Genomic DNA, 20,103 nt, shown 5'->3' with positions numbered 1-20,103 from the left:
GGTCTGCCAACATGATTGAGCTCATAAGCAATGCCGTTGTCATTGACGGAAACACCATCCGCAGCGCCGAAGAGGCCCGCGCCAAGGGTGTGGATTTGGAAGCCGCGCGCAAAAACAGCCTGTCTGCCCGCATTCTTGCTGCGCATAACACCGCCCCCGAAGGCGAAGATGTGTTGCGTGTCCGTTTTGACGCTCTGGCCTCCCACGACATTACCTATGTGGGCATCATCCAGACCGCCCGCGCCAGCGGCCTGACTGAATTTCCCGTGCCGTACGCCCTCACCAACTGCCACAACAGCCTCTGCGCCGTGGGCGGCACCATCAACGAAGACGACCACCTTTTCGGCCTTGCGGCTGCGCAGAAGTATGGCGGTATTTTTGTGCCACCGCATCTGGCGGTCATCCATCAGTATGTGCGTGAAATGATGACCAAATGCGGCGGCATGATCCTTGGATCTGACAGCCACACCCGCTACGGCGCTCTTGGCGTCATGGCCATCGGCGAAGGCGGCCCGGAACTGGTCAAACAAATTCTTGGCAAGACCTACGATGTGGCCAATCCGCAAAAAATCGCGGTCTGGCTTGAAGGCGCGCCGCGCCCCGGCGTTGGCCCGCAGGACGTGGCCCTGGCGCTCATCGCCGCCGTGTTCAAAAACGGCTTTGTGAAGAACAAGGTGCTGGAATTTATGGGCCCCGGCGTGGAAGGCCTTTCAGTGGAATACCGCTGCGGCATAGACGTCATGACCACAGAAACCACCTGTCTTTCCTCCATATGGACCACGGACGGCAAGGTGCGCCAGTACCTTGAAAAGCATGGCCGTGCCGATGATTACGCCGAACTGCGCCTTGAAGGCCCGGCCTGTTATGACGGGCTCATCCGCATTAATCTGGACAAGATCGTGCCTATGATCGCCCTGCCCTTCCACCCCAGCAACGCCTACCCCGTGGCCGAAGTGGCAAAGCATGCCTCCGAACTGCTGGCCCAGGTGGAGGACGAAGCCCGCAAGCAGTTTGGCGACGCCGCCAAGGGGCTGAATCTTTGTGGTAAAATCCGCGACGGTGGCCTGTGGGTAGACCAGGGCATCATTGCTGGCTGCGCTGGCGGCAGCTTTGAAAACATCACGCTGGCCGCCGCCATTCTGGATGGCAAAAGCACTGGCAATCTGGCCTTCAGCCTGTCTGTCTACCCCGCCAGCGAACCGCAGGGGCTTGCGCTCGTCAACAACGGTTCCACGGCCAAGCTTATGGCTGCTGGCGCTGTGCTTAAAAACGCTTTCTGCGGGCCCTGTTTCGGCGCGGGCGACACCCCCGCGCACGGCGCGCTGTCCATCCGCCATACCACGCGCAACTTCCCCAACCGCGAAGGCTCCAAGCCCGCCAACGGCCAGCTTTCCGCCGTTGCCCTTATGGACGCCCGTTCCATCGCGGCCACGGCTGCCAACGGCGGCCGCCTGACGCCCGCCACGGATCTTGACTGGTCAGCGCCCGGCCTTGCCGACGTTAACCTCGACTACCGCTTTGAGCCGCTTATTTACCATCGCCGTGTATACAACGGTTTTGGCAACCCCAAGCCGGAAGTCCCACTTGTCTTTGGCCCCAATATTGCCGACTGGCCCGCCATGAGCGCCCTGCCGGATCACCTGCTGTTGCAGGTCGTCAGCGTTATCACCGACCCAGTGACCACAACGGACGAACTTATTCCTTCAGGTGAAACGTCGTCCCTGCGTTCCAATCCCCTCAAACTGGCGGAATACACCCTGTCACGCAAAGATCCCGGCTATGTGGAGCGCGCCAAGGCCGTTGACCTGATGGAAAAGGCACGTCTGGCCAATGCGGCTGATCCCGAACTGGTGGCCCGCGCACGCGCGCTCTTTGCCCTTTGCGGCCTGGATATCCTGCAAGGAGCCGCCGACCTCAAAAACGTGGGCCTTGGCTCCACCATCTTTGCGGTCAAGCCCGGCGACGGTTCTGCCCGCGAGCAGGCGGCGTCTTGCCAGAAAGTGCTGGGCGGCTGGGCCAACCTTGCGGTCGAATACGCGACCAAGCGCTACCGTTCCAACCTCATCAACTGGGGCATGCTGCCCTTTATCGGTGACGCGGATCTGGCTGAAACGCTTCAGGTGGGCGACTGGCTGGCCGTGCCCGACGTGCGCAAGGCCGTAAAAGACGCGGCACCGACTATTCTGGCCTATGTTGTGCGCGAAAGCGGCAAGGCCGAACAGATAGCCCTGACCCTCAAGGATCTGACCGACGACGAACGCCAGATTATTCTCGACGGCTGCCTGATCAACTTTTATAATTCCACACGCAAGCAGTAAGCGCGCACCCCAAAAACATACGACGCTAGCCGCCGCTTCCGGTAGACGAAACATACCGGAAGCGGCGGCCAGTGCTTAGAGCATTTTAACTTTGAAATGTAATGCATTTCAAAGTTAGTCTTCTCTAGAAGGACTACGGCATGAATCCAATTGAAGAAATGAGACAATCCTACCGGGATATGATTCCTCTGGCAGGCGTTGGCGATGAGGTTGAGAGCGTCAGGGACATAAGCATTGAGGCAAACAGTCCGGCGCGAAAAATCACCCTCAGAATTTACACCCCCAAGCAGGAAGCCCCGCAAGCAAACCTGCCGATCTTCTTGTTCATGCATGGCGGCGGTTTTATTTCCGGCGACCTTGATACCCACGACGTTTTGCTTCGGGGCATTTGCAACGGTGCAAAATGCGTTGTTGTTTCTGTAGATTACCGCCTGGCCCCGGAACATCCTTTTCCTGCCGGGCTGGAAGACGTATACGCTGCCCTGCTCTGGACCAGCGATCACGCGGCTGAACTGGGTGGCGACAAAACAAGAATTGTGATCGGCGGCGACAGTGCTGGCGGCAATCTGGCAGCCTCACTGGCCCTGCTTGCCCGCGACAGAAAGGGGCCGCAGCTTCAGGGCCAGTGGTTGATGTACCCCACCGTAAGTAACAGGATGGATACGGAATCCTGGGTAAAGCTTGGCGACGAGCATTTTCCCACCCGCGAACTGAACAGCGTAATGATCTCATCCTATATCGCTGAAGGCACAAGCATTGATGATCCGCTTGCTGCCCCGCTATGGGCCGAACTGAGCAATCTTCCGCCCGCGCTTGTTCAGGCTGGCGGTATTGATCCCCTCAGCGACGAATGCAGGCAGTACGCGCAAAAGCTTGAAAAAAGCGGCAACGAGGCCAGCTTTCTTTTTTACCCCAAGCATGAGCACGGCTTCATCCAGTTCTATAAGGACGAAGAGAACTTTCCCGGTGCAAAACCTGCCTTTGAACAGGGGCTGAGCTGGCTGCGGGAAGTTTTTTCACGCAAGGCACGTTAAAGCCGATTAGCTTTTTTGAAGAGTTTTTGGAGCGGGCGGCCCGGCTTCAAAACGACTTTGAAATGTATTACATTTCAAAGTTGTCATTCTGCCCAATAATGAAATGTTGTGAATTTGCTGAGTGTTATGCGCTCGCGTGACGCCAGAACCTGCCCGTTGATGGCATTGCGCGGCGCGCAGGGAGATCACCCGACCAAAGGGAGGGAAGCTCCCGCAGCAAAAGCCGCGCAGCCCTCGCGCAATGATGGAATATGGAAAGCCCTTGAAGGTTAACCCTTGGGAAATGAGAAGGTCAGAACAGCCCAGAGTAAATTTCTTTTAAATTTCTTCACATTTAAAAGTTACAACGCTCTACATCAAGCCCGCTGTGGAAAGCAGCTTTACTGCAGGCCGCGGGCGCGTAGAAGGCTTAGGCGCTTCAGAAAATTGGAGCTTGAAATGCTGCTCGACGCGTGTTTACAGTGCCGTCATTTCTGAAATGAAAAGATGCAAACCATGCACTGCTCACGCAAAAGACCGCCAATCTAATGGATTGACGGTCTTTTTATTATTTTTCGCTATATCGGCAGCAAAAGCATTTCAGGCAAGAAATTGCTTTAAAAGGCTACGGCGTATTAAGGAAAAACCCAACAGCCCGCCCCGGCAAACCCTGCCTGATGCTCAATACTACAGGTTGGCGGCGTACCAATCGCCTGCCAGACGCAGCCCCTGCCGCACATCAAAGCGGGGAGCATAGCCCAGACGGGTTGCGGCGCGGCTGATGTCAGCCAGGCTGTGCCGCACGTCGCCAGCGCGGAAATCGCGGTGTTCGACCTGGGCGCTGGCAGCTTCCGGCTTATGGCGCGCCACTTCTTCACGAATAAGGCCAAAAAGCTCATTCAGGGTAGTGCGCTGACCAAAGGCCACGTTGTAAATGGTATTGGTGGCTTCGCCCACAGCAAAGCTGGCCAGCAGATTGGCCTCCACCACATTCTCAATGTAGCAGAAGTCGCGGCTGGTTTCGCCGTCACCGTTCACATAGACGGTCTCGCCCTTGATGAGGCTGGCGAACCACTGGGGCACAACGGCGGCGTAAGCGCCGTAGGGATCCTGACGCTGGCCGAAAACGTTGAAATAACGCAGCCCGACACTGGAAAAGCCGTAGCAGCGGCTGAACACGTCGGCATAAAGTTCGTCCACATACTTGGTAACGGCGTAGGGCGACAGAGGACGGCCAATCTTGTCTTCCACCTTGGGCAATTCGGGCGAATCGCCATAGGTGGACGAAGAGGCAGCGTAGACAAAGCTTTTGACTCCGGCATCGCGCGCAGCCACCATCATTTGCAGGAAGCCCGTGATATTGCAGCTGTTGGATAGCAAGGGATCGTCAATGGAACGCGGCACAGAACCGAGCGCCGCCTCATGCAGCACATGCTGCACGCCTTCGCAGGCCTTGTGGCAGGTATCGATATCGCGAATGTCGCCTTCAATGAAAGTAAAGCGGCTCCAGGCTTCAGGCCCGACGAGGTCACGCACCATGTCCAGATTCTTCTGGTAACCGGTCAAAAAATTGTCCAGCCCCACAACGGTCTGGCCCATCTTCAAAAGGTGCTCAAGCAGATTGGAACCGATAAAACCCGCCACGCCTGTAATCAACCAGCGGGAAGGGGCGGCCTGCATAGAGGCACACAATTGGGAATACGCGCTCATGTTTGCGTCCTGTTTTGCGATGATTTATTTCCGAAAGGGGTCAAGCTTTGAGCCTGCCCATGATGGAATTGTCTGATTCTACGCTGGTCGGGCATTGCTGTAAAGCAGGCCGGACCAAGGCTGTACCCATACCGGGCAGCCTCGCGCCTGACACCAGGATAGCACAAAATTGAATTTGGACGGTGACATCCCCCTTTTCAGTTATCCTCTCAGATGCTATAGCCTTTCCCATGCGAGCGCGGCCTGCCTTTGTGACAGACCGATGCCAGCGCCAAAGGGAGACGCGAGGAAATGAAGATCATCGTTCTGGGCAATCAGGCCAGGTCCATGAGCAATTTCTGGAGCGTACTGGTGCGCCACATGTTCCAGGCCGGCCACGAGGTAATCTGCTGCGCCCCGCCGGGCGATGCTGGCGCGGAGGCTATGCTGGCGACCCAGGGCGCGCGCCTGCTGCACTACCCGCTGGACCGCAAAGGTCTCAATCCCCTGCACGACCTGCGCACCACCGGAGCGCTTTTGCGTATCTTCAAGGAAGAAAAGCCCGATCTGCTTTTTGCTTCCACCATCAAGCCCGTCATTTACGGATGCATCGCCGCCCGTGTGGCTGGCGTGCCGCATATTTATGCCACTATCACTGGCCTCGGCTACGCGTTTGAGGCTGACAGTTTTTTCAAAAAATGCGTCAATCGCTTGAGCGCCCTGCTTTACCGCACGGCGCTTTCTGGTGCTGAAGGCGTATTTTTTCAAAATGAAGACGACGTCAATGTATTCCGCAAGGCCGGAATTCTGGGTCCCCGTGCCCGCATTTTGCGCGCGCGCGGAACCGGGGTGGATACCAGCCGCTTCGCCCCCACACCCTTGCCCGGCCTTACCGAAGACGGCACGCTGAGTGAACCGCCCGTTTTTCTACTTGTGGCCCGCCTGCTGGAAGCCAAAGGAATTGAGGAGTACGCCCAGGCTGCGCACGAACTCAAAGCCAAACACCCCAAGGCGCGCTTTCTGTTGCTTGGCCCCGAAGAACAGGGACTTGGCAGCATCAGTCTTGAGCAGATACGCCAGTGGCAGGAACAGGGCGGCATAGAATACCTTGGTGAAACAAGAGATGTGCGCCCCTACATAAGCGCCGCCCACGTTATGGTGCTGCCTTCGTGGCGAGAAGGCACGCCCACTTCCATTATGGAAGGCATGAGCATGGGCCGCGCCGCCGTAGTTACGGATGCTCCGGGCTGCCGCGAGGTTGTGCGCGAAGGTTATAACGGCTACCTTGTACCCTTGCGCGACCCTAAGGCCCTTGCCGCGGCTCTTGAATCCTTTATTCTGCGGCCTGACCTCATGACCAGCATGGGTGCCGCCGGACGCCAGATGGCCTTGAACGATTTTGACGCTGAAAAGGTGGCCGCGCACATTCTTGAAGATATGCGTGTGCCCGTAGTGCCAAAATCCAACGGCGCGGCGCAATAAACGTTTTGCAGCGCCGGGCTACCACAAGGGACGCCGTGGCGCAGCTAATCGGACAAAAGAATTATTTAGAAAGAGTCCTTGTCCGGCTTTGCCTCCGGGCCTGCCCAGGCAGGAACACATATTTGTAAAGCCAGCGTCAGGCTTCATCAGGACGCCGCGCGTAAAGCGCTGTTTTCGGCTGGCATGCCCTCAGAAAAAACGCCTGCGCAGTATGTAGTACTGCCAAGCCGCTTTTTCTGGTATGCACGATGTGAAAACGGCAGTCTAGCCAAGGCGAACGAGTGAAAACTGACCAAATATCTCCCTTAGAGGATAATTTGCAATGATAAGCAGCTATCGTATGGGACTTTTGCAGGCGCTGGACCTGGTCTGCATTCTGCTAGCCCTGACAATTTCCGGCCTGACCACGATTGCCCCGGACCTGAGCGTTTTTGACGACTATACCGGAGCCACGCTCTTTACCATTTTCTTTTACATGCTGTTTTTCTACATTCTTGACGCCTACAGCGTGGGTCAGGAAGACTTCAAGGAAACCACGGGCCGCGTGCTTGTAGCCTGCCTGCTTGGTATCATTTCTTCGGCTACGGCCTCATACGCATTCCAGCACTGGCGCTTTGACCGCGAAACCGTTGTCATGCTCTTTGTGCTTTCTTTCAGCTTCAGCCTGCTCTGGCGCTGGCTTTACCACCTTAATGCCGACAAGCTCACCCATCCCCTGCGTATTTTGCTTGTGGGCGTTGACCGGGCGGGCAAGGTGCGTCAGCTGCTGGCCGAAGGGCTGCCGCAGGCCGAAATCATCGGCTATGTGGGCGAACGCGATCAGGGCCCGGACGCTGGCCCCTGCCTTGGCCCGCCCTTTCTTGCTCTGGACATAGCGCAGGAAAAAAAGGCCACAATGATTCTGCTCTTGCCCGATGCGCCCATTGACGACGATATTGCGCACGAACTGCTTGAAGCCAAGCTGCGCGGCACGATGGTTGTGGATATTCGCAGTTTTTACGAGCATGTGGTGCAACGCCTGCCCCTTTCACAACTCACGGACGAATGGCTGTTGCAGGCTGAGGGTTTTTCGCTGAACACGCGTGGTTCGCTGCGTCGGCTCAAGCGCGCGCTGGATATGCTTATCTCGCTGCTGCTGCTCATACCCGCCACGCCAATCATGCTGCTGACTGCCCTTATTGTACGCCTGGAATCGCCCGGTCCGGTCATTTACAAACAGGATCGAGTGGGCCTGTTTGAAAAGGAATTTACTGTGTACAAGTTCCGCTCTATGCGGGCAGACGCCGAAAAAGACGGTGCCGTGTGGGCCAGCGCAGGCGATGCCCGCGTAACCCGGTTTGGCCGCTTTATCCGCAAGGTGCGCATAGACGAGCTGCCGCAGATATGGAACATCCTCAAGGGCGATATGAGCTTCATCGGCCCCCGCCCCGAGCGCATGGCCTTTGTGCAGAAACTCAAGGAAACCATTCCCTATTACAGCCTGCGCCACACTATCAAGCCGGGCCTGACCGGATGGGCGCAGGTTTGCTACCCCTATGGCGCTTCTGAGGAAGACGCCCGCCGCAAGCTGGAATACGACCTGTATTACATTAAAAACATGTCTCTGCTGCTGGACATCAATATTGTGTTCAAGACCATTGGCGTGGTGCTTTTTCCCAAGGGCGCGCGCTAGAGCATTTCAACTTTGAAATGCTCAGGTGGCTGCGTGAGCAGACGCCCGCCGTGGAGGCGTAAGCGCTATTTATTTGCGCGGTTAAACGCCGTAACAAGCGTGTATTAAATTTTGAAAATACACATTTTCAAAATTAATCTGCTCTAGAAGATTTTGCCTCAAAAATTGAAAACGGCCCTTTTCTTTGCGGTTGCGTGCATAAAAGCTCGCTTCTGCCAGAAAAGGGCCGTTTGACGTTGCCACAGCAAAAATGCAGCCATACAAATCTTGCTTCTGTTTGCCCTTGTAAGGACGTTTGCGTTCAAACAATCCTACCCGTGCTCCAAGCCCGACCTGCCCGCTGTATCAATGTACAGACAGGCTAGGGGTAGGTTGAAGACAGGTTATGGGCAGGACCCACAGAGCTCGCGCTCTGCTAGAGCATTTTAACTTTGAAAAAATTTGAATGCTCTAACGCTGCACAAGCGTGCAACGCGTCGTAGATGCTGCCGAAAATCGCATTTTTCGGCAGAATGACAACTTTGAAATGTAGTGCATTTCAAAGTTAATCTACTCTTGACGGCAACTTGATATTTTGCACCCCCGTCAGACAGATTGCCGCCAAACTGCCCAACGGGGATTTTTAATTTAATCCTGCAAAATTGCTGCGAAATTGCTGCGAAATTTTATCCTTTTACGGCCACATAAATGCTGAAGGCCGCTTCCGGGTTCCAATGGGCAGGGTACAGTTCAAAACAGGGGGCCTGTGCGTTATAGGCATATGTTTGCTGGCTGCCGAGCCATTTTTCAAAAATAAACGTGTACGCCTCCCCAAGGCTCGCCAGATTGGGCACGCTGCAAACCGCGTACTTTCCCGCCGGAATATCCACATGCTCCATATCTGCAGAAAGCTGACCTTCCGGGGCTTCCACGGCAGCCCAGTAGTCAAAGTCCACTTCATTAAGCATGATGGCCACACCGTAGCCGGGCGTGGCTTCGATTCCCGCAATCTTGGGGCAAAGTTTTCCCCAAATGGCAGGGCAGTCCTGCTGGGCTTTGGACATGCTGGTACGCACCTTGATGCCAGTCAGATGCTTTGCCTCATAATCCACCACTGTTACATTAAAATCGCCCATGTGATTACTCCCTGTATGTATTGCAAATGCGGTTAACTTGCGGGGCAGCGCAGCCCCGCCAGACGAACCTGGGCTCAAAGAACCACCACGGCGCGTTCTGTGTACAGTGCCGCAATTCCCGTAAAGCCGCTCGACTTTTTTTGCGGTTCCGGTCACCTTGCCAAGGTGTGCCTGCCGCAAAGATAGCGTATGCTGGAGAAAATATGGAAAAAATGTCGTATCAGGACCGTATCAACCGCGTGTTGCGGCATATTGAAAAGACCCTTGGCACGCGCCCGGATCTTACGGAGTTGGCAGATATTGCCTGCTTTTCTCCTTACCATTTTCACAGAATATTCTCATCAATGGTCGGTGAAGGCGTTGCCGCCTATGTGCGCCGTTTGCTGCTTGAAAGATCTGCCCTACAGGTTGCGCATACCGGCGAACCCATCACGCAGATAGCTCTTGATGCTGGCTACGAAAGTGTGGACGCCTTTACCCGGGCCTTTCGCGCGCACTTTACTACCTTGCCTTCGGAGTACCGCCGTTCTGGCGGCCACCTGACGCGGGCGCGTCAAAAAAATCCAGATGCGCCGCTTTTTCACCATCAGATTGTTGGCGCGTCTGCCCTGGACTTCCGGCTTGTAAAATTTCCGCCAGTGCTGGTGGCCGCCATCCGCCACACGGGGCCCTACAACGATTCTGGCACTGCCTGGCAGCAATTGATGGCCGCCATAGCCCCAACGGGCCTTTTGGGACAACACACCGTTGCCTACGGCGTCAGCTATGACAACCCAGACCTGACGCCCGAGCAAAAATGCCGTATGGACGCCTGCATAAGTCTGCCCGCATCCGCGACCCAGGAAAGTCCACAGGTGCGCGAACTGCTGCGCAACAAGGAAATATTTCTGCGGCATATTGGCGGCGAATGCGAATATGTGGCCGTAACGGTGCATGGCCCTTACGATTACTTGCACCCGGCCTATCGCTCTCTCTTTGGCATGTGGCTGCCGCAGAGCGGGCGCGAACCTACCAATGACCCGGGCTTTGAGGCGTACTACAATTCCCCGGAAACGACTGCGCCTGAAAATCTGCTGACAGAGATTTTTATTCCGCTCAAGACATAATGGATTAGCATAAGGCGGGCCTGAGTTTTTAAAGCACCATTGCTCAGGCGAGTAGTTCAAACATGCTCTAACAGCCATCACGCTTCAGCGGTTGCGTCCAATATAGAAAACGATCCTATTCATCCGGTTGCGTACTCAAGAGTTCGCTTCCGTCATGAGCAGGGCCGTTTTGCATACGACTGCGCCGTCAGGGCTCATTTTCTTGTACATCAGGCAGGATGGGCCTTTTAAACTTGCAACATATTAACACTATCATGCAGAAATAAATATGAAGTTCAGAACAAAAATGCCCGAAAAGACGCGCGCGACAACACTTTCCGGCAGCTCAACCGCGAAGCGACATGCTGTCCGAAAAGAATTTCGAAAGGAGCTGCCTAGGTCAACCCTCGTCTCAAAAAGAGGGCTTTATGTCGTTTACTGAATAAAAATAGGAGTGTTAAGGGGAGAGGGTGTGGGGGAGGAGACCCTTTTACAAAAGCGTCCCTCCCCCACAAAGCAATTCAAAATTAAATACTCAAACAAGAAAAAGTGGCATTGCGGGTATTATTGCTCGACAGGAAAAATATTGCGAAACACCACACTGTCGTCCTGATTGCGCACTTCAACAATCACCTGGGCATTGACCAGATTGAGCCGCCCCGGCAGGCGCACAACAATGACGGTGCGCTTGAAACGGCTGATGCGAAAATCACCCACATTTTCAGGATCAAAACTCAGGGGATGTTTTGTGCCGTCGGCAGTGAGCAACGTGCCGGAAACCGTACCTGCGGCCAGTCGCTGACTGTCAGTATTACGCAAATCGAGGGCAATTCGCAACTTTCCGCCGCGCAGCGCGCGCACCTGCACATTCCCCACCTTCACATAATCAAGGTCAATGGCAGGAAACTCTTCATGCCCCGGTCCTTCCATGCCGCGCGGCGCTTCAGCTTTTCCGTTATCTTCCTTGTCAGGGGCGGCAGTTTCAGCGGGTGTGGCAACATCTTCGCCGCCCAGACGGCGCAGCACCAGGGTGCGTCCCTGCACGTCTTCTTCACGCAACAGCTCTTCAAGGTGTTCAAGACGCTCTGCGGTGGCCTGCGCCTCTTGATAGTCGCTTTCAAAGCGCAGCATGTTGGCCCGCAAGGTGGCGTTTTCCTGCCAGAGTTTCCAGCATTGCCAGCCAAGGCCGCCACTAAGAATCGGCAGGCAGGCGAAGAAAAACAGCGCTGCGTAAAAACGGCCCCGGCGGACGCGAAAACTGCGCCGGGGGCCGTTATCCCTCATAAAAATGATGGAAAGGCTTTCCTTGTATTTCAAGGTCTGGCCCCTTGGCTGGCGGCACGGGCCTGAGCCATGTCAGTCTGGCCGCCGGGAGCAGAGGGAGTCGCTGGTGTAGCAGCCCAGTCTTCACGCGCAATGCGCCACTGCTTGCCGTCATACTGGAGCAACAGGGTCTTGGTGCCCCGGTCGCTGTTGCCCGAACTGTCGGCATACGTCTGGTTCATGTCAGCGCGAATACCCTGCTTGTCCACCACAAGCCGCAGGCCTGAAAGCTGCACGAGCGTGGGCTTGACGCGGCTCCACAGAAGTTCTTTCTGATTACGGATATTTTTGGCGCTCCAACGGCCCTGTTGCACGGCATTGCTGGCGTAGTAATCTATATACTCGTCCAGCCGGCCGCCTTCCCAGGCGCGCCGCCAACCTTCAAGGGCCTCACTTACAGCGCCGCTGACCTGATCGAGGTAGTCGGCAGCCAGACCAAGCTCCTGAGGCTTGAATTGGGCAGCCACAATCCGCAGGTCGCCGTCGTCGCCTCTGCGCCACCAGAGCGTGCGCACGCCCTCGCTGATGCCGCTGGGACTGGCTATAAGCTCTTCACTATGGGTGACGGCCAGCTTGTCCTGCACCTCAAGTACGGGCTTGCGGCTGATATAGCGCAACCAGGGCGCGCCAAGATGCTTCTCAAGTTCGCGCCAGGCGGTATTGTACGATTGACCGCGCGGGGTGCCGGGCTCCCGGTTATACCGGGCATGGTCGTAAAATTCAGCCAGGGAGGGCGAACGCGAAGCCAGGGCCGCGCCCCATCCACTCAGGGCCTGATGCAACTGCGCCCGTACCTCTGGCGTCAGGCTCAAATCCTGCGCGGCAAGGGCGGCAAGCTTTTGTGCTTCCTGCTCCTGAGCGGCACGTTGCGCCACAAGCTGTTCCGCTGCCAGTTTGTCGGCAGCAAGCTTTTCTTGCGCCAACTTGTCAGCAGCAAGTTTTTCCTGCGCAAGCTTTTCTGCTGCGAGCCTTTCGGCCTCTAGCTTTTCGGCAGCCTGCTGCGCCGCAAGGCGTTGGGCTTCCGCTTCCTGAGCGGCCTTTTCGGCGGCAGCGCGGGCAGCAGCGGCTTTTTCAGCAAGCGCGCGCTCTTCAGCCGCACGGGCCTCGGCGGCCTGCTGCTGGGCAACGCGTTCTTCTTCAGCCTTCTGGCGGGCGGCCTGTTCATCAGCCGCGCGCTGTTCGGCGGCTTGTCTGGCAGAGTCTTCCATAGCCGGACGCGCACCCCAGTTCACCTCCGCCGGAGGCGGGGCGTTCAGGCGGCGCGGCACAAGAGGATCGCTCAACGCCACGGATTTACCCGGTGCTGCTGCTTCAGCCGCGGCCTTTTCGGTCAGCTTGCCGCTGTCCGCAGAGGCCGCAGTTGCCGTGGAAGCGTCGGCCACATCAGCAGCGGCTTCCGGCATATCCAGACGCGGCGGCAGCGGCGCTTCGGAATCAGCGTCCGATGCCACCTGCAGGGGAGCCTCCGCCACAAGCTGACCACGCTGGTACGCGGCGCGCATGCCGAGATCGCGGGGGGTCCACTCCATGCCGACTATACGAAATTTTTTGTCTTTGCCGCGCTGCCAGTAGAGACGGCGCACGCCTTCGGTGGAAAGGTTGGAAGCCGCGTAAAACTGCTCGGACCAGGTCACCCAATAGCCGGGGCCTTCGAGCACGTGGATTTTGCGGTTGTAAATTTTAATAAAGCCGAGAACCTTGAACAGCCGCTCCTTGTTGAGCTTGAAAGCGGCAAAGCTTTCAGACATGGCCTTGGTGTAGGATTCGGGGTCATAAAACTCGAACATCTTGTCCGAGCGCGCAGCCCAGGCGTTGCTCCACGCCTGCATAAGCCGCCGCAGCTCCCGGGCCGAATTGCTGTCAGCCTGCAGAATGGTGTTCTCGTCCAGCTTTTCCGCCAGCACTACCGCCGTGCCGGGTACGAGGCTTGGCCCCACCTCGTCGATTTCCTTGAGGCCGATGGCAACGCAACCACGCGTGGAAAGGGGCTCAATGCCGAATCCCTTGCTGTGAATCCAGATGCCATGGCCTGTTTTGCCGCGGAGCTTGTCGACAGGGTTGGGGTAGTTGAGCGTGTAGGCTATGCCGCCGTACTCTTTGAAATCCAGCCCGTTAGCGATCTTGTATTCCACAAAATAAATGCCTTCCGGGGTGCGCAGGTCGTTGAGAACCTGTTTGTCGCCGGGCAATTGTCCTGTGGTGCAGGGATAACTGAAACGGAGTTTGAGAGGGCTTTTCTTTTCGAAAAACATGAAGGTCTGGCGGTTCTTGTCCACAGCCACCAGATGCGAAGGCAAGCCTTCATTATACAACGAAGGCTGCCATTCGGCGGCGCTGACGGCCAAGGGCGCAAGGGCGCACAAAAGCAGCGCCAAGATACCTGTAAGCCCGCGCAAGGCGGGCAGGAAGGCGATTCGGAAACAGCGAAACACGACAGCCAGGCAAGCTGTAGCGCTGCCCACCATGTTGGCAGGGTCAGCGCGCAAGGGCCACCAGTTCCGCGCGGGTGAAGAGGGCAAGCAGTTCATATCCCGCCTCACGGAGCTTTTCACGGCCACCTTCTTCCCTGTCCAGAATAGCGCACACGGCAACAATGTTCAGTTCCGCATCGGTTATTCTATGACAAGCCTTGAGCAGCGAACCGCCCGTGGTGACCACATCTTCCAGCATGGCGACACGGTCGCCAGCCTCAAAATTGCCAAGTCCCTCAACATACTGTCCGGTGCCGTGGCCCTTGGCCTCCTTGCGCACCAGCAGCCCGTTCAAGGGTCTGCCTTGCTCATGCGAAATGACCGTTGTGGAGGAAACCAGAGGGTCCGCACCCAGGGTCATGCCGCCCACGCCCTTGATATCAAGGTCTTTGAGCATATGATTGAACAACGTGCCGATCAGCCACGAACCTTCGGCATGCAAGGCCGTGACACGACAGTCGAAATAATAATCGCTTCGGCGGCCCGAGGCCAGCACAAAATCGCCTTCCCGATAAGATTTTTCCACCAGCAGGCGCGCCAGACGGCGCTTGAGTTCCATCATTTGTTCTTCAACGGCGCTCATGACGACCTCGGCTAGCCCTGTACAGGCTTGTTGTCGAACACGCGGGCGAAAATTTCGTCCTCGTGCTGCAGGTAGTAGGAAGGATCAAAAAGCTCATTCAGGGCTGCTTCACCCAGGCGGGAATGCATGTCAGCATCGCCGCGCACAAGATCGGGGAAGGGCACGCGGGTTTCCCAGCTCTGCATGGCAAGGCGCTGCACGGCTTCGTACGCCTGCTGGCGCGGCATTTCGGTAGCAATAAGGGCCGTGAGCACACGCTGCGAAAAATACAGTCCAAAAGAACGGTCCATATTTTCGCGCATACGCTCGGGCTTGACCACCAGCCCGTCCAGAAGGCGGGTGAGGCGGCTCAGGATGTAGTCTGCCAGAATTGTGGAGTCGGGCATGATGACGCGCTCCACCGAAGAATGGCTGATGTCGCGTTCGTGCCAGAGAGCCTGATTTTCAAGCGCTGCCAAGGCATTGGTGCGCAGCAGGCGTGAAAGCCCGGTCATGTTTTCGGCAGAAATGGGATTCTTTTTGTGCGGCATGGCCGAGGAGCCTTTCTGGCCCTTGGCAAAACCTTCTTCCACTTCCAGCACTTCGGTGCGCTGCAAATGGCGCAGTTCCACGCAGAGGCGTTCTATGCCGCCGCCAAGAATGGCCAGCGAAGTGAAGAAGTGCGCATAGCGGTCGCGCTGAATGATCTGGGTGGAATGCGGATCAACGCCAAGACCCAGATGGGCCAGGGCGCGCTGTTCCAGCTCGGGCGACAAAAAGGCGTAGGTGCCCACTGCGCCGGAAATTTTGCCCACACGCACGCTCTCAAGCCCGGCTTCAACCCGCACCAGATGACGCGAAAACTCGGCGTAAAACCCGGCCATTTTGAGGCCAAAGCTGGTGGGTTCGGCATGGATGCCGTGGGTGCGGCCCATGCACAACAAACCCTTGTGCTTGCGCGCCAGGGTTTCAATGCTTTGCAGAAGCGTGCGGATGTCACGGATGATAAGTTCGCCCGCCTGCACCAGCAAAAGGGCGTTGGCTGTGTCGACAATGTCGGACGAGGTGCAGCCCAGGTGAATGTAGCGCGCGTCCGGCCCGACTTTTTCTTCAAGCGAGGTCAAGAAGGCGATGACGTCATGACGGGTCACTTCTTCAATTTCAAGAATGCGATCAACGTCGATGGCGGCTTTTTCGCTGATGGTCTTCACGGCCTCAGCGGGAATGCGGCCCATTTCGCTCCAGGCCCGGCACACGGCAACTTCAACGTCAAGCCATGCCTGATAGCGGTTTTCCAATGTCCAGATGTTGCCCATTTCCGGGCGGGAGTAACGTTCTATCATGACAGCCTCATGAGGTCGGTTTGGCGGCGCTGGCCTTGGGGGCCGGGGTTGCGGGTGCGGCCACCGGAGCGGGCGCGGCAGCGGGTGCCTTTGCTGCCCCGGAAGATGCTGCGGCGCTGCTGGCGGCACTCTCTGCACCCTTGGCGGGCGTGGAGGTTGTTTCAGCTGCGCCGGACGGCGCGGACGCCTCCGAAGGTGTGGAAGATGCGGAAGACGAGCCTTCTTCCTTTACTCCCTTGCGGTAGCCGTAGTCGTCAACATACCAGCCGCCGCCCTTGAGCACAAAGGAGGTTTGCGACATGATGCGCGGCGCGGCTGTTCCGCATTTGGGGCAGGGTTCTTCGCCCTGATCGGAAGGGCTTTTCACCCACTCCTCAAAGCGATGCTGACACTGGGGACATTGGTATTCGTAAATAGGCATGATTACGCTAAAAGACGGTTGCTGCGCTGCCTGACCCCACCGAGCCCGGCCGCGCCGACCGCACGCTGGAAGTTATGTGTCGCTTGCCAAATGCCTACATCCCGCCGCGCCGGAGTTTAATAGCCATATCCGGCGGCCGGGAGCCTGTGTGCGAATTTGCCAGAGCGCGCTTCAGCCAGTTTGAACTTGCGCATGGCGCAAGAGGGCTGCTGCCGATGCAGCCCCCACCAAAGCGACACGGCCCTATGGGCCTTCACAAAAACTAGGCCTTGGCAGCAGCCTTGGCTTCACGCACGCGCTGCTTCAGGCGCTGGGCACGGCGTTGACGGCGACGATCAAGTTCTTTTTTACGTTCGATTTTCTTGTGAGCCATAATTCCCTCCGGGGTGAGCCCCATTGATATAAGTGGGTATTCATAGGCTCTTTCTGCGGCAAAGTCCAGCACCATATGCCAGAATGCGCCACAGGCGCGCTTTTTGCCGTTCGGGTCAGTGCCGCTTCCGCAAGTTATGCGTTTCAAAAACTTCACACACTTCCCCTGCCAGTTCGCAGCATGGGCGTCTCATGCAGAGCATGACCTTGCACACAGCCACGCGCACAGCAACATACCACCTCTTATTCACCAATCTCTTCAAAGCTAACCACCGCTACAATCAACCCTTCTGTTGATCGTAAAATCCGCTGATTCCCTGCCCCACCCGCAGCTCGCAATCAACGAACCCGTGCCGCGCAAGAATTTCTTCCACCTTGCCCGCAAATTCTGGGGGCAGGTTTTCCACCTGAAGCACTGGCCGTGGCGTGAGACGCAAACGCAGGTCGCCCAATGCGGAGGCCGTAGTCTCCCTGCCCTGCCCCGTACACGGCCTGTGCGTTGCACCGCTTCCGCCTTTCGTGGCTTTGGCGTCCGGGCACTGTGCAGCAGCCGGGCTTGCGGCATCCGGCATTACCGCCACGCCAGCAGGGGACAGGTCAGGCAGCATCAAGGCTGCCAGGTCCTCTTCGGCAGCAGCCAGACGAACCAGTGTTTCTCTTTGCGGCTCAAGCCCATAGGCCAAACGGGTAAGCAAGCAGGGGCGCGCGCGCTGCCCGGGATCGTCCAGCCCCGTGGCCCGGGCCGCAGCACGAATGGCAGCCTTGCTCATGCCTGCCTGCGCAAGGGGCGAAACCACTCCCGCCTCTTTGAGCGCACGCAATCCGGGGCGGAATGCATTAAGATCATCGGCGTTACTGCCATCGCAAAGGGTACGCCCCGGCTGCCCGGCCTGCGCCAGAGCCGCGCCAATGGCAGCCAGCAACCCTGCCTTGCAGGCGTAACAGCGCTCCTGGCTGTTGTTGGCCACTTCGGGCAGAGGCAGGGGATCAAAATCCACCACGAGCAAGGGCAGCCCACGGCGCTGGGCCCAGGAAAGCGCCCAGGCGCTTTCGCCAGCCGGAATATGCGGCCCGCGAGCGTGAACAGCCAGCACGTCGCAACCGCACAGCTGAGCGGCATGACAGAGAAAACGGCTGTCTATACCGCCGGAAAGCGCAACCACCAGCGGCGGCAGAACGCGCAGAACGCGCGTCAATTCCTCTGGCAGATTTTCGGGCCGCATTCCGCTGCAAGAAACCAACGGCGATTCCGGCGCAAAAGCCTTTACCGTGGAAGCCGGATTTATGGTTTCATTCCTTTCATCCATATATTTCTTCCTTGTCATCCATATATAATGATGTGTTCCTGTCTGCCCGGTCGATGCCCCAAGGGGCCACTCCAAGGTATTGGCCCAATGGGCTGAATCAGTGGATTGGCCCGTGGGCGGAACTGACGGGCTGAACGGATAAAGCCTACTGGGCTGCGCGCGCCGCGAAGCTGAGGAAGCACTACCAAAAGAACCTCCGAAAACGCGCAGTTATTTCGTTTGGCAAGGCGCGACCTTTTTTTGAAACAGGCGTGGACTCTTCCGTCCTCGATTGTTTCAAAAAAAGTGAAGTAACGCCGCCAAACGAAATAAATCAGCGTTTTCCTAAAAAAAGTGCAGGGAGTTTGCACGCCCTGCACCACAAAAACTTTCTGCCCCTGCGCCTACCAGGTCAGACGCATCTTGGCCCCGTGGGCGGCCATGTATTCTTTGCACTGGCGGATACTATACTGCCCGTAGTGCACAATGGATGCAATAAGAGCCGCCGAAGCCCCGCCCGTGGTCACGGCCTCAAGCATGTGACGGGGTTCGCCAGCGCCGCCGGAAGCAATGACGGGCAGGGACACGGCATCGGCAATGGCGCGGGTAAGCTTGAGCTCGTAGCCGTCCTTGGTGCCGTCTGCATCGATGGAGTTAACGCACAATTCGCCTGCGCCCAATTCCTGACAACGCCGCGCCCAGGCAATGGCGTCCAGCCCCATGCGCTTGCGCCCGCCGTGAATGACGATCTCGTAACCGGAAGGAATTTCAGGGCTCACAGGCACGGCCAGCACATCCATTCCCACCACCACAGCCTGCGAACCAAAGGCGTCCGCCCCCTGGCTGATAAGGTGGGGATCCTTCACCGCCGCTGAATTGATAGAAACCTTTTCGGCCCCTGCCAGCAATACGGCGCGCATGTCGGCCACACTGGAAATGCCGCCGCCTACGGAAAAAGGAATGAATATCTGCTCTGCCACGCGCTCGACCACATCAAGAAAAATGCCGCGGGCCTCGGCAGAAGCCGTAATGTCGTAAAAGACGATTTCGTCCGCGCCTTCTTCATAATAACGGCGGGCGCTTTCCACAGGGTCGCCGATGTCTTCATTGCCCACAAATTTGACACCCTTGGTCAGGCGGCCATTGCGCACATCCAGACAGGGAATTACCCGCTTACTGAGCATGACGCGCCTCCCGGGAGTTCAGACAGTAATCATAAAAATTGCGCAGCAGTTTCAGGCCGGGCCTTCCGCTTTTTTCCGGGTGAAACTGGGCGGCCCAAAGACCTTCGCGCCCGTAAAGCGAGCAAAAAGTGCGCCCGTAGGTAGTGGTGGCCAGCACAAGAGAAGGATCGGGATCAACATAATAACTGTGAACAAAGTAGTATGCCGCCGCGGGTTCAATGCCCTCAAGCAGAACACAGGGAGCCACGGCTTCAATGCTGTTCCAGCCCATGTGGGGAATTGGAGCGGGAGTACCGTCCTCCTGAAGCATATTATCCTCAAAGCGGCGGCTGACGCCTTGCACGATGCCAAGGGTGGTGGTGTCGTTTTCCTCACTGCTTTGCAGCAAAATCTGACAACCAAGGCATATGCCAAGCAGAGGTTGCCCCCTGCGCACAACCTGACGCAGGGCTTCGTCCATTCCGGCTTCTGCCAGAGCGCCCATAGCCTGCCCGGCCGCTCCCACGCCGGGAAAGATAATTCCTTCGGCACGTTCGAGCGTTGCGGGGTCCGCAGTTATGACGCATGGTATGTCCAGATGCTCCAGAGCGCGGCGCACGCTCGTCTGATTGCCCGCCTTGTAGTCCAAAATGGCCAGCATGGTGCTTCCTTACTTTGTTGCGCAGCCCCGGTGAGCCCCAGACTGCCTTGTGCGCAGAGAAGGGGTGAGCATACATTTTTGCCGCGCGGCAGGCAACGCGCCCCACGATGGCGGACACGACGCCGGG

The 20,103-nt window shown here is 57.3% G+C and carries 17 protein-coding genes; 5 read left to right on the top strand and 12 right to left on the bottom strand.

The features are described 5' to 3' along the window. Positions 1-11: 11 nt before the first annotated feature. Together HNQ38_RS10670 and HNQ38_RS10665 are read left to right on the top strand one after the other, a co-directional pair. Positions 12-2,318 (top strand): hydratase, encoded by a 2,307-nt coding sequence (locus HNQ38_RS10670; RefSeq protein ID WP_183720478.1) that lies wholly within the window; start codon positions 12-14, stop codon positions 2,316-2,318. A gap of 140 nt (positions 2,319-2,458) precedes the next feature. Beyond that, a complete protein-coding gene (locus HNQ38_RS10665; RefSeq protein WP_221277879.1) occupies positions 2,459-3,352 on the top strand; it encodes an alpha/beta hydrolase in 894 nt (297 codons plus the stop codon). Positions 3,353-4,018: 666 nt separating this feature from the next. Here HNQ38_RS10665 and HNQ38_RS10660 read toward each other — a convergent pair. Further along, complete coding sequence (locus tag HNQ38_RS10660) at positions 4,019-5,041, bottom strand: NAD-dependent epimerase/dehydratase family protein (protein WP_183720475.1); 1,023 nt, start codon at positions 5,039-5,041, stop codon at positions 4,019-4,021. 291 nt (positions 5,042-5,332) lie between these two features. Between HNQ38_RS10660 and HNQ38_RS10655 the strand changes: the two genes are divergently transcribed. Beyond that, a complete protein-coding gene (locus tag HNQ38_RS10655; protein WP_183720472.1) occupies positions 5,333-6,502 on the top strand; it encodes a glycosyltransferase family 4 protein in 1,170 nt (389 codons plus the stop codon). 322 nt (positions 6,503-6,824) lie between these two features. Beyond that, positions 6,825-8,174, top strand: a complete 1,350-nt coding sequence (locus HNQ38_RS10650) for a TIGR03013 family XrtA/PEP-CTERM system glycosyltransferase (protein WP_183720469.1) — start codon at positions 6,825-6,827, stop codon at positions 8,172-8,174. Positions 8,175-8,255: 81 nt separating this feature from the next. Here the strand turns inward: HNQ38_RS10650 and HNQ38_RS10645 are convergent, their stop codons facing one another. Together HNQ38_RS10645 and HNQ38_RS10640 are read right to left on the bottom strand one after the other, a co-directional pair. Next, a complete protein-coding gene (locus tag HNQ38_RS10645) occupies positions 8,256-8,483 on the bottom strand; it encodes a hypothetical protein (protein ID WP_183720466.1) in 228 nt (75 codons plus the stop codon). 356 nt (positions 8,484-8,839) lie between these two features. After that, entirely contained in the window at positions 8,840-9,289 is a 450-nt protein-coding gene (locus tag HNQ38_RS10640; protein WP_183720463.1) for a GyrI-like domain-containing protein, read from the bottom strand. 203 nt (positions 9,290-9,492) lie between these two features. Here HNQ38_RS10640 and HNQ38_RS10635 point away from each other — a divergent pair, with 203 nt between their 5' ends. Then, the gene (locus HNQ38_RS10635) at positions 9,493-10,395 is read left to right on the top strand and encodes an AraC family transcriptional regulator (protein WP_183720460.1); all 903 of its coding nucleotides are present in this window, start codon (positions 9,493-9,495) and stop codon (positions 10,393-10,395) included. A gap of 543 nt (positions 10,396-10,938) precedes the next feature. On the opposite strand, the gene HNQ38_RS10630 is transcribed toward HNQ38_RS10635, so the two are convergent. The 9 genes from HNQ38_RS10630 to hisH form a co-directional block, all read right to left on the bottom strand. Then, a complete protein-coding gene (locus HNQ38_RS10630; protein WP_183720457.1) occupies positions 10,939-11,691 on the bottom strand; it encodes a hypothetical protein in 753 nt (250 codons plus the stop codon). Further along, complete coding sequence (locus HNQ38_RS10625; protein WP_246388108.1) at positions 11,688-14,225, bottom strand: L,D-transpeptidase family protein; 2,538 nt, start codon at positions 14,223-14,225, stop codon at positions 11,688-11,690. The genes HNQ38_RS10630 and HNQ38_RS10625 overlap by 4 nt, the downstream gene beginning before the upstream one ends. Next, positions 14,173-14,730 carry an orotate phosphoribosyltransferase gene (gene pyrE / locus HNQ38_RS10620; RefSeq protein ID WP_183720819.1) on the bottom strand — a complete coding sequence of 186 codons (558 nt, stop codon included), beginning with the start codon at positions 14,728-14,730 and terminating at the stop codon, positions 14,173-14,175. The genes HNQ38_RS10625 and pyrE overlap by 53 nt, the downstream gene beginning before the upstream one ends. 32 nt (positions 14,731-14,762) lie before the next feature. Further along, on the bottom strand, positions 14,763-16,073 hold the full coding sequence (purB, locus tag HNQ38_RS10615; protein ID WP_183720454.1) for an adenylosuccinate lyase: 1,311 nt from the start codon (positions 16,071-16,073) through the stop codon (positions 14,763-14,765). A 7-nt stretch (positions 16,074-16,080) separates the two neighbouring features. Further along, positions 16,081-16,494, bottom strand: coding sequence for an FmdB family zinc ribbon protein (locus HNQ38_RS10610; protein ID WP_183720451.1), 414 nt, complete (start codon positions 16,492-16,494; stop codon positions 16,081-16,083). A 262-nt stretch (positions 16,495-16,756) separates the two neighbouring features. Beyond that, positions 16,757-17,023, bottom strand: coding sequence for a hypothetical protein (locus tag HNQ38_RS10605; protein ID WP_183720843.1), 267 nt, complete (start codon positions 17,021-17,023; stop codon positions 16,757-16,759). 124 nt (positions 17,024-17,147) lie between these two features. Next, a complete protein-coding gene (gene larE, locus HNQ38_RS10600; protein WP_246388107.1) occupies positions 17,148-18,173 on the bottom strand; it encodes an ATP-dependent sacrificial sulfur transferase LarE in 1,026 nt (341 codons plus the stop codon). A gap of 383 nt (positions 18,174-18,556) precedes the next feature. Beyond that, the gene (hisF, locus tag HNQ38_RS10595; protein WP_183720448.1) at positions 18,557-19,336 is read right to left on the bottom strand and encodes an imidazole glycerol phosphate synthase subunit HisF; all 780 of its coding nucleotides are present in this window, start codon (positions 19,334-19,336) and stop codon (positions 18,557-18,559) included. Beyond that, positions 19,326-19,976: an imidazole glycerol phosphate synthase subunit HisH gene (gene hisH / locus HNQ38_RS10590; protein ID WP_183720446.1), complete on the bottom strand. Its 651-nt coding sequence runs from the start codon at positions 19,974-19,976 to the stop codon at positions 19,326-19,328. The genes hisF and hisH overlap by 11 nt, the downstream gene beginning before the upstream one ends. Positions 19,977-20,103 lie beyond the last annotated feature (127 nt).

The sequence above is a fragment of the Desulfovibrio intestinalis genome (genome assembly GCF_014202345.1).
GTDB classification, from domain to species: domain Bacteria; phylum Desulfobacterota; class Desulfovibrionia; order Desulfovibrionales; family Desulfovibrionaceae; genus Desulfovibrio; species Desulfovibrio intestinalis.
The sequence above is the reverse complement of the archived record's forward strand: the minus strand, read 5'-3'. Positions and strand labels throughout refer to the sequence as shown.

Excerpts from the sequence above, each read along its gene's own strand:
- purB (WP_183720454.1), bottom strand. The coding sequence starts at position 16,073 with ATGATAGAACGTTACTCCCGCCCGGAAATGGGCAACATCTGGACATTG.
- HNQ38_RS10640 (WP_183720463.1), bottom strand. The coding sequence starts at position 9,289 with ATGGGCGATTTTAATGTAACAGTGGTGGATTATGAGGCAAAGCATCTG.
- hisH (WP_183720446.1), bottom strand. The coding sequence starts at position 19,976 with ATGCTGGCCATTTTGGACTACAAGGCGGGCAATCAGACGAGCGTGCGC.
- HNQ38_RS10660 (WP_183720475.1), bottom strand. The coding sequence starts at position 5,041 with ATGAGCGCGTATTCCCAATTGTGTGCCTCTATGCAGGCCGCCCCTTCC.
- pyrE (WP_183720819.1), bottom strand. The coding sequence starts at position 14,730 with ATGATGGAACTCAAGCGCCGTCTGGCGCGCCTGCTGGTGGAAAAATCT.
- larE (WP_246388107.1), bottom strand. The coding sequence starts at position 18,173 with ATGGATGAAAGGAATGAAACCATAAATCCGGCTTCCACGGTAAAGGCT.
- HNQ38_RS10635 (WP_183720460.1), top strand. The coding sequence starts at position 9,493 with ATGGAAAAAATGTCGTATCAGGACCGTATCAACCGCGTGTTGCGGCAT.
- HNQ38_RS10655 (WP_183720472.1), top strand. The coding sequence starts at position 5,333 with ATGAAGATCATCGTTCTGGGCAATCAGGCCAGGTCCATGAGCAATTTC.
- HNQ38_RS10625 (WP_246388108.1), bottom strand. The coding sequence starts at position 14,225 with ATGAACTGCTTGCCCTCTTCACCCGCGCGGAACTGGTGGCCCTTGCGC.
- hisF (WP_183720448.1), bottom strand. The coding sequence starts at position 19,336 with ATGCTCAGTAAGCGGGTAATTCCCTGTCTGGATGTGCGCAATGGCCGC.
- HNQ38_RS10610 (WP_183720451.1), bottom strand. The coding sequence starts at position 16,494 with ATGCCTATTTACGAATACCAATGTCCCCAGTGTCAGCATCGCTTTGAG.
- HNQ38_RS10665 (WP_221277879.1), top strand. The coding sequence starts at position 2,459 with ATGAATCCAATTGAAGAAATGAGACAATCCTACCGGGATATGATTCCT.
- HNQ38_RS10650 (WP_183720469.1), top strand. The coding sequence starts at position 6,825 with ATGATAAGCAGCTATCGTATGGGACTTTTGCAGGCGCTGGACCTGGTC.
- HNQ38_RS10670 (WP_183720478.1), top strand. The coding sequence starts at position 12 with ATGATTGAGCTCATAAGCAATGCCGTTGTCATTGACGGAAACACCATC.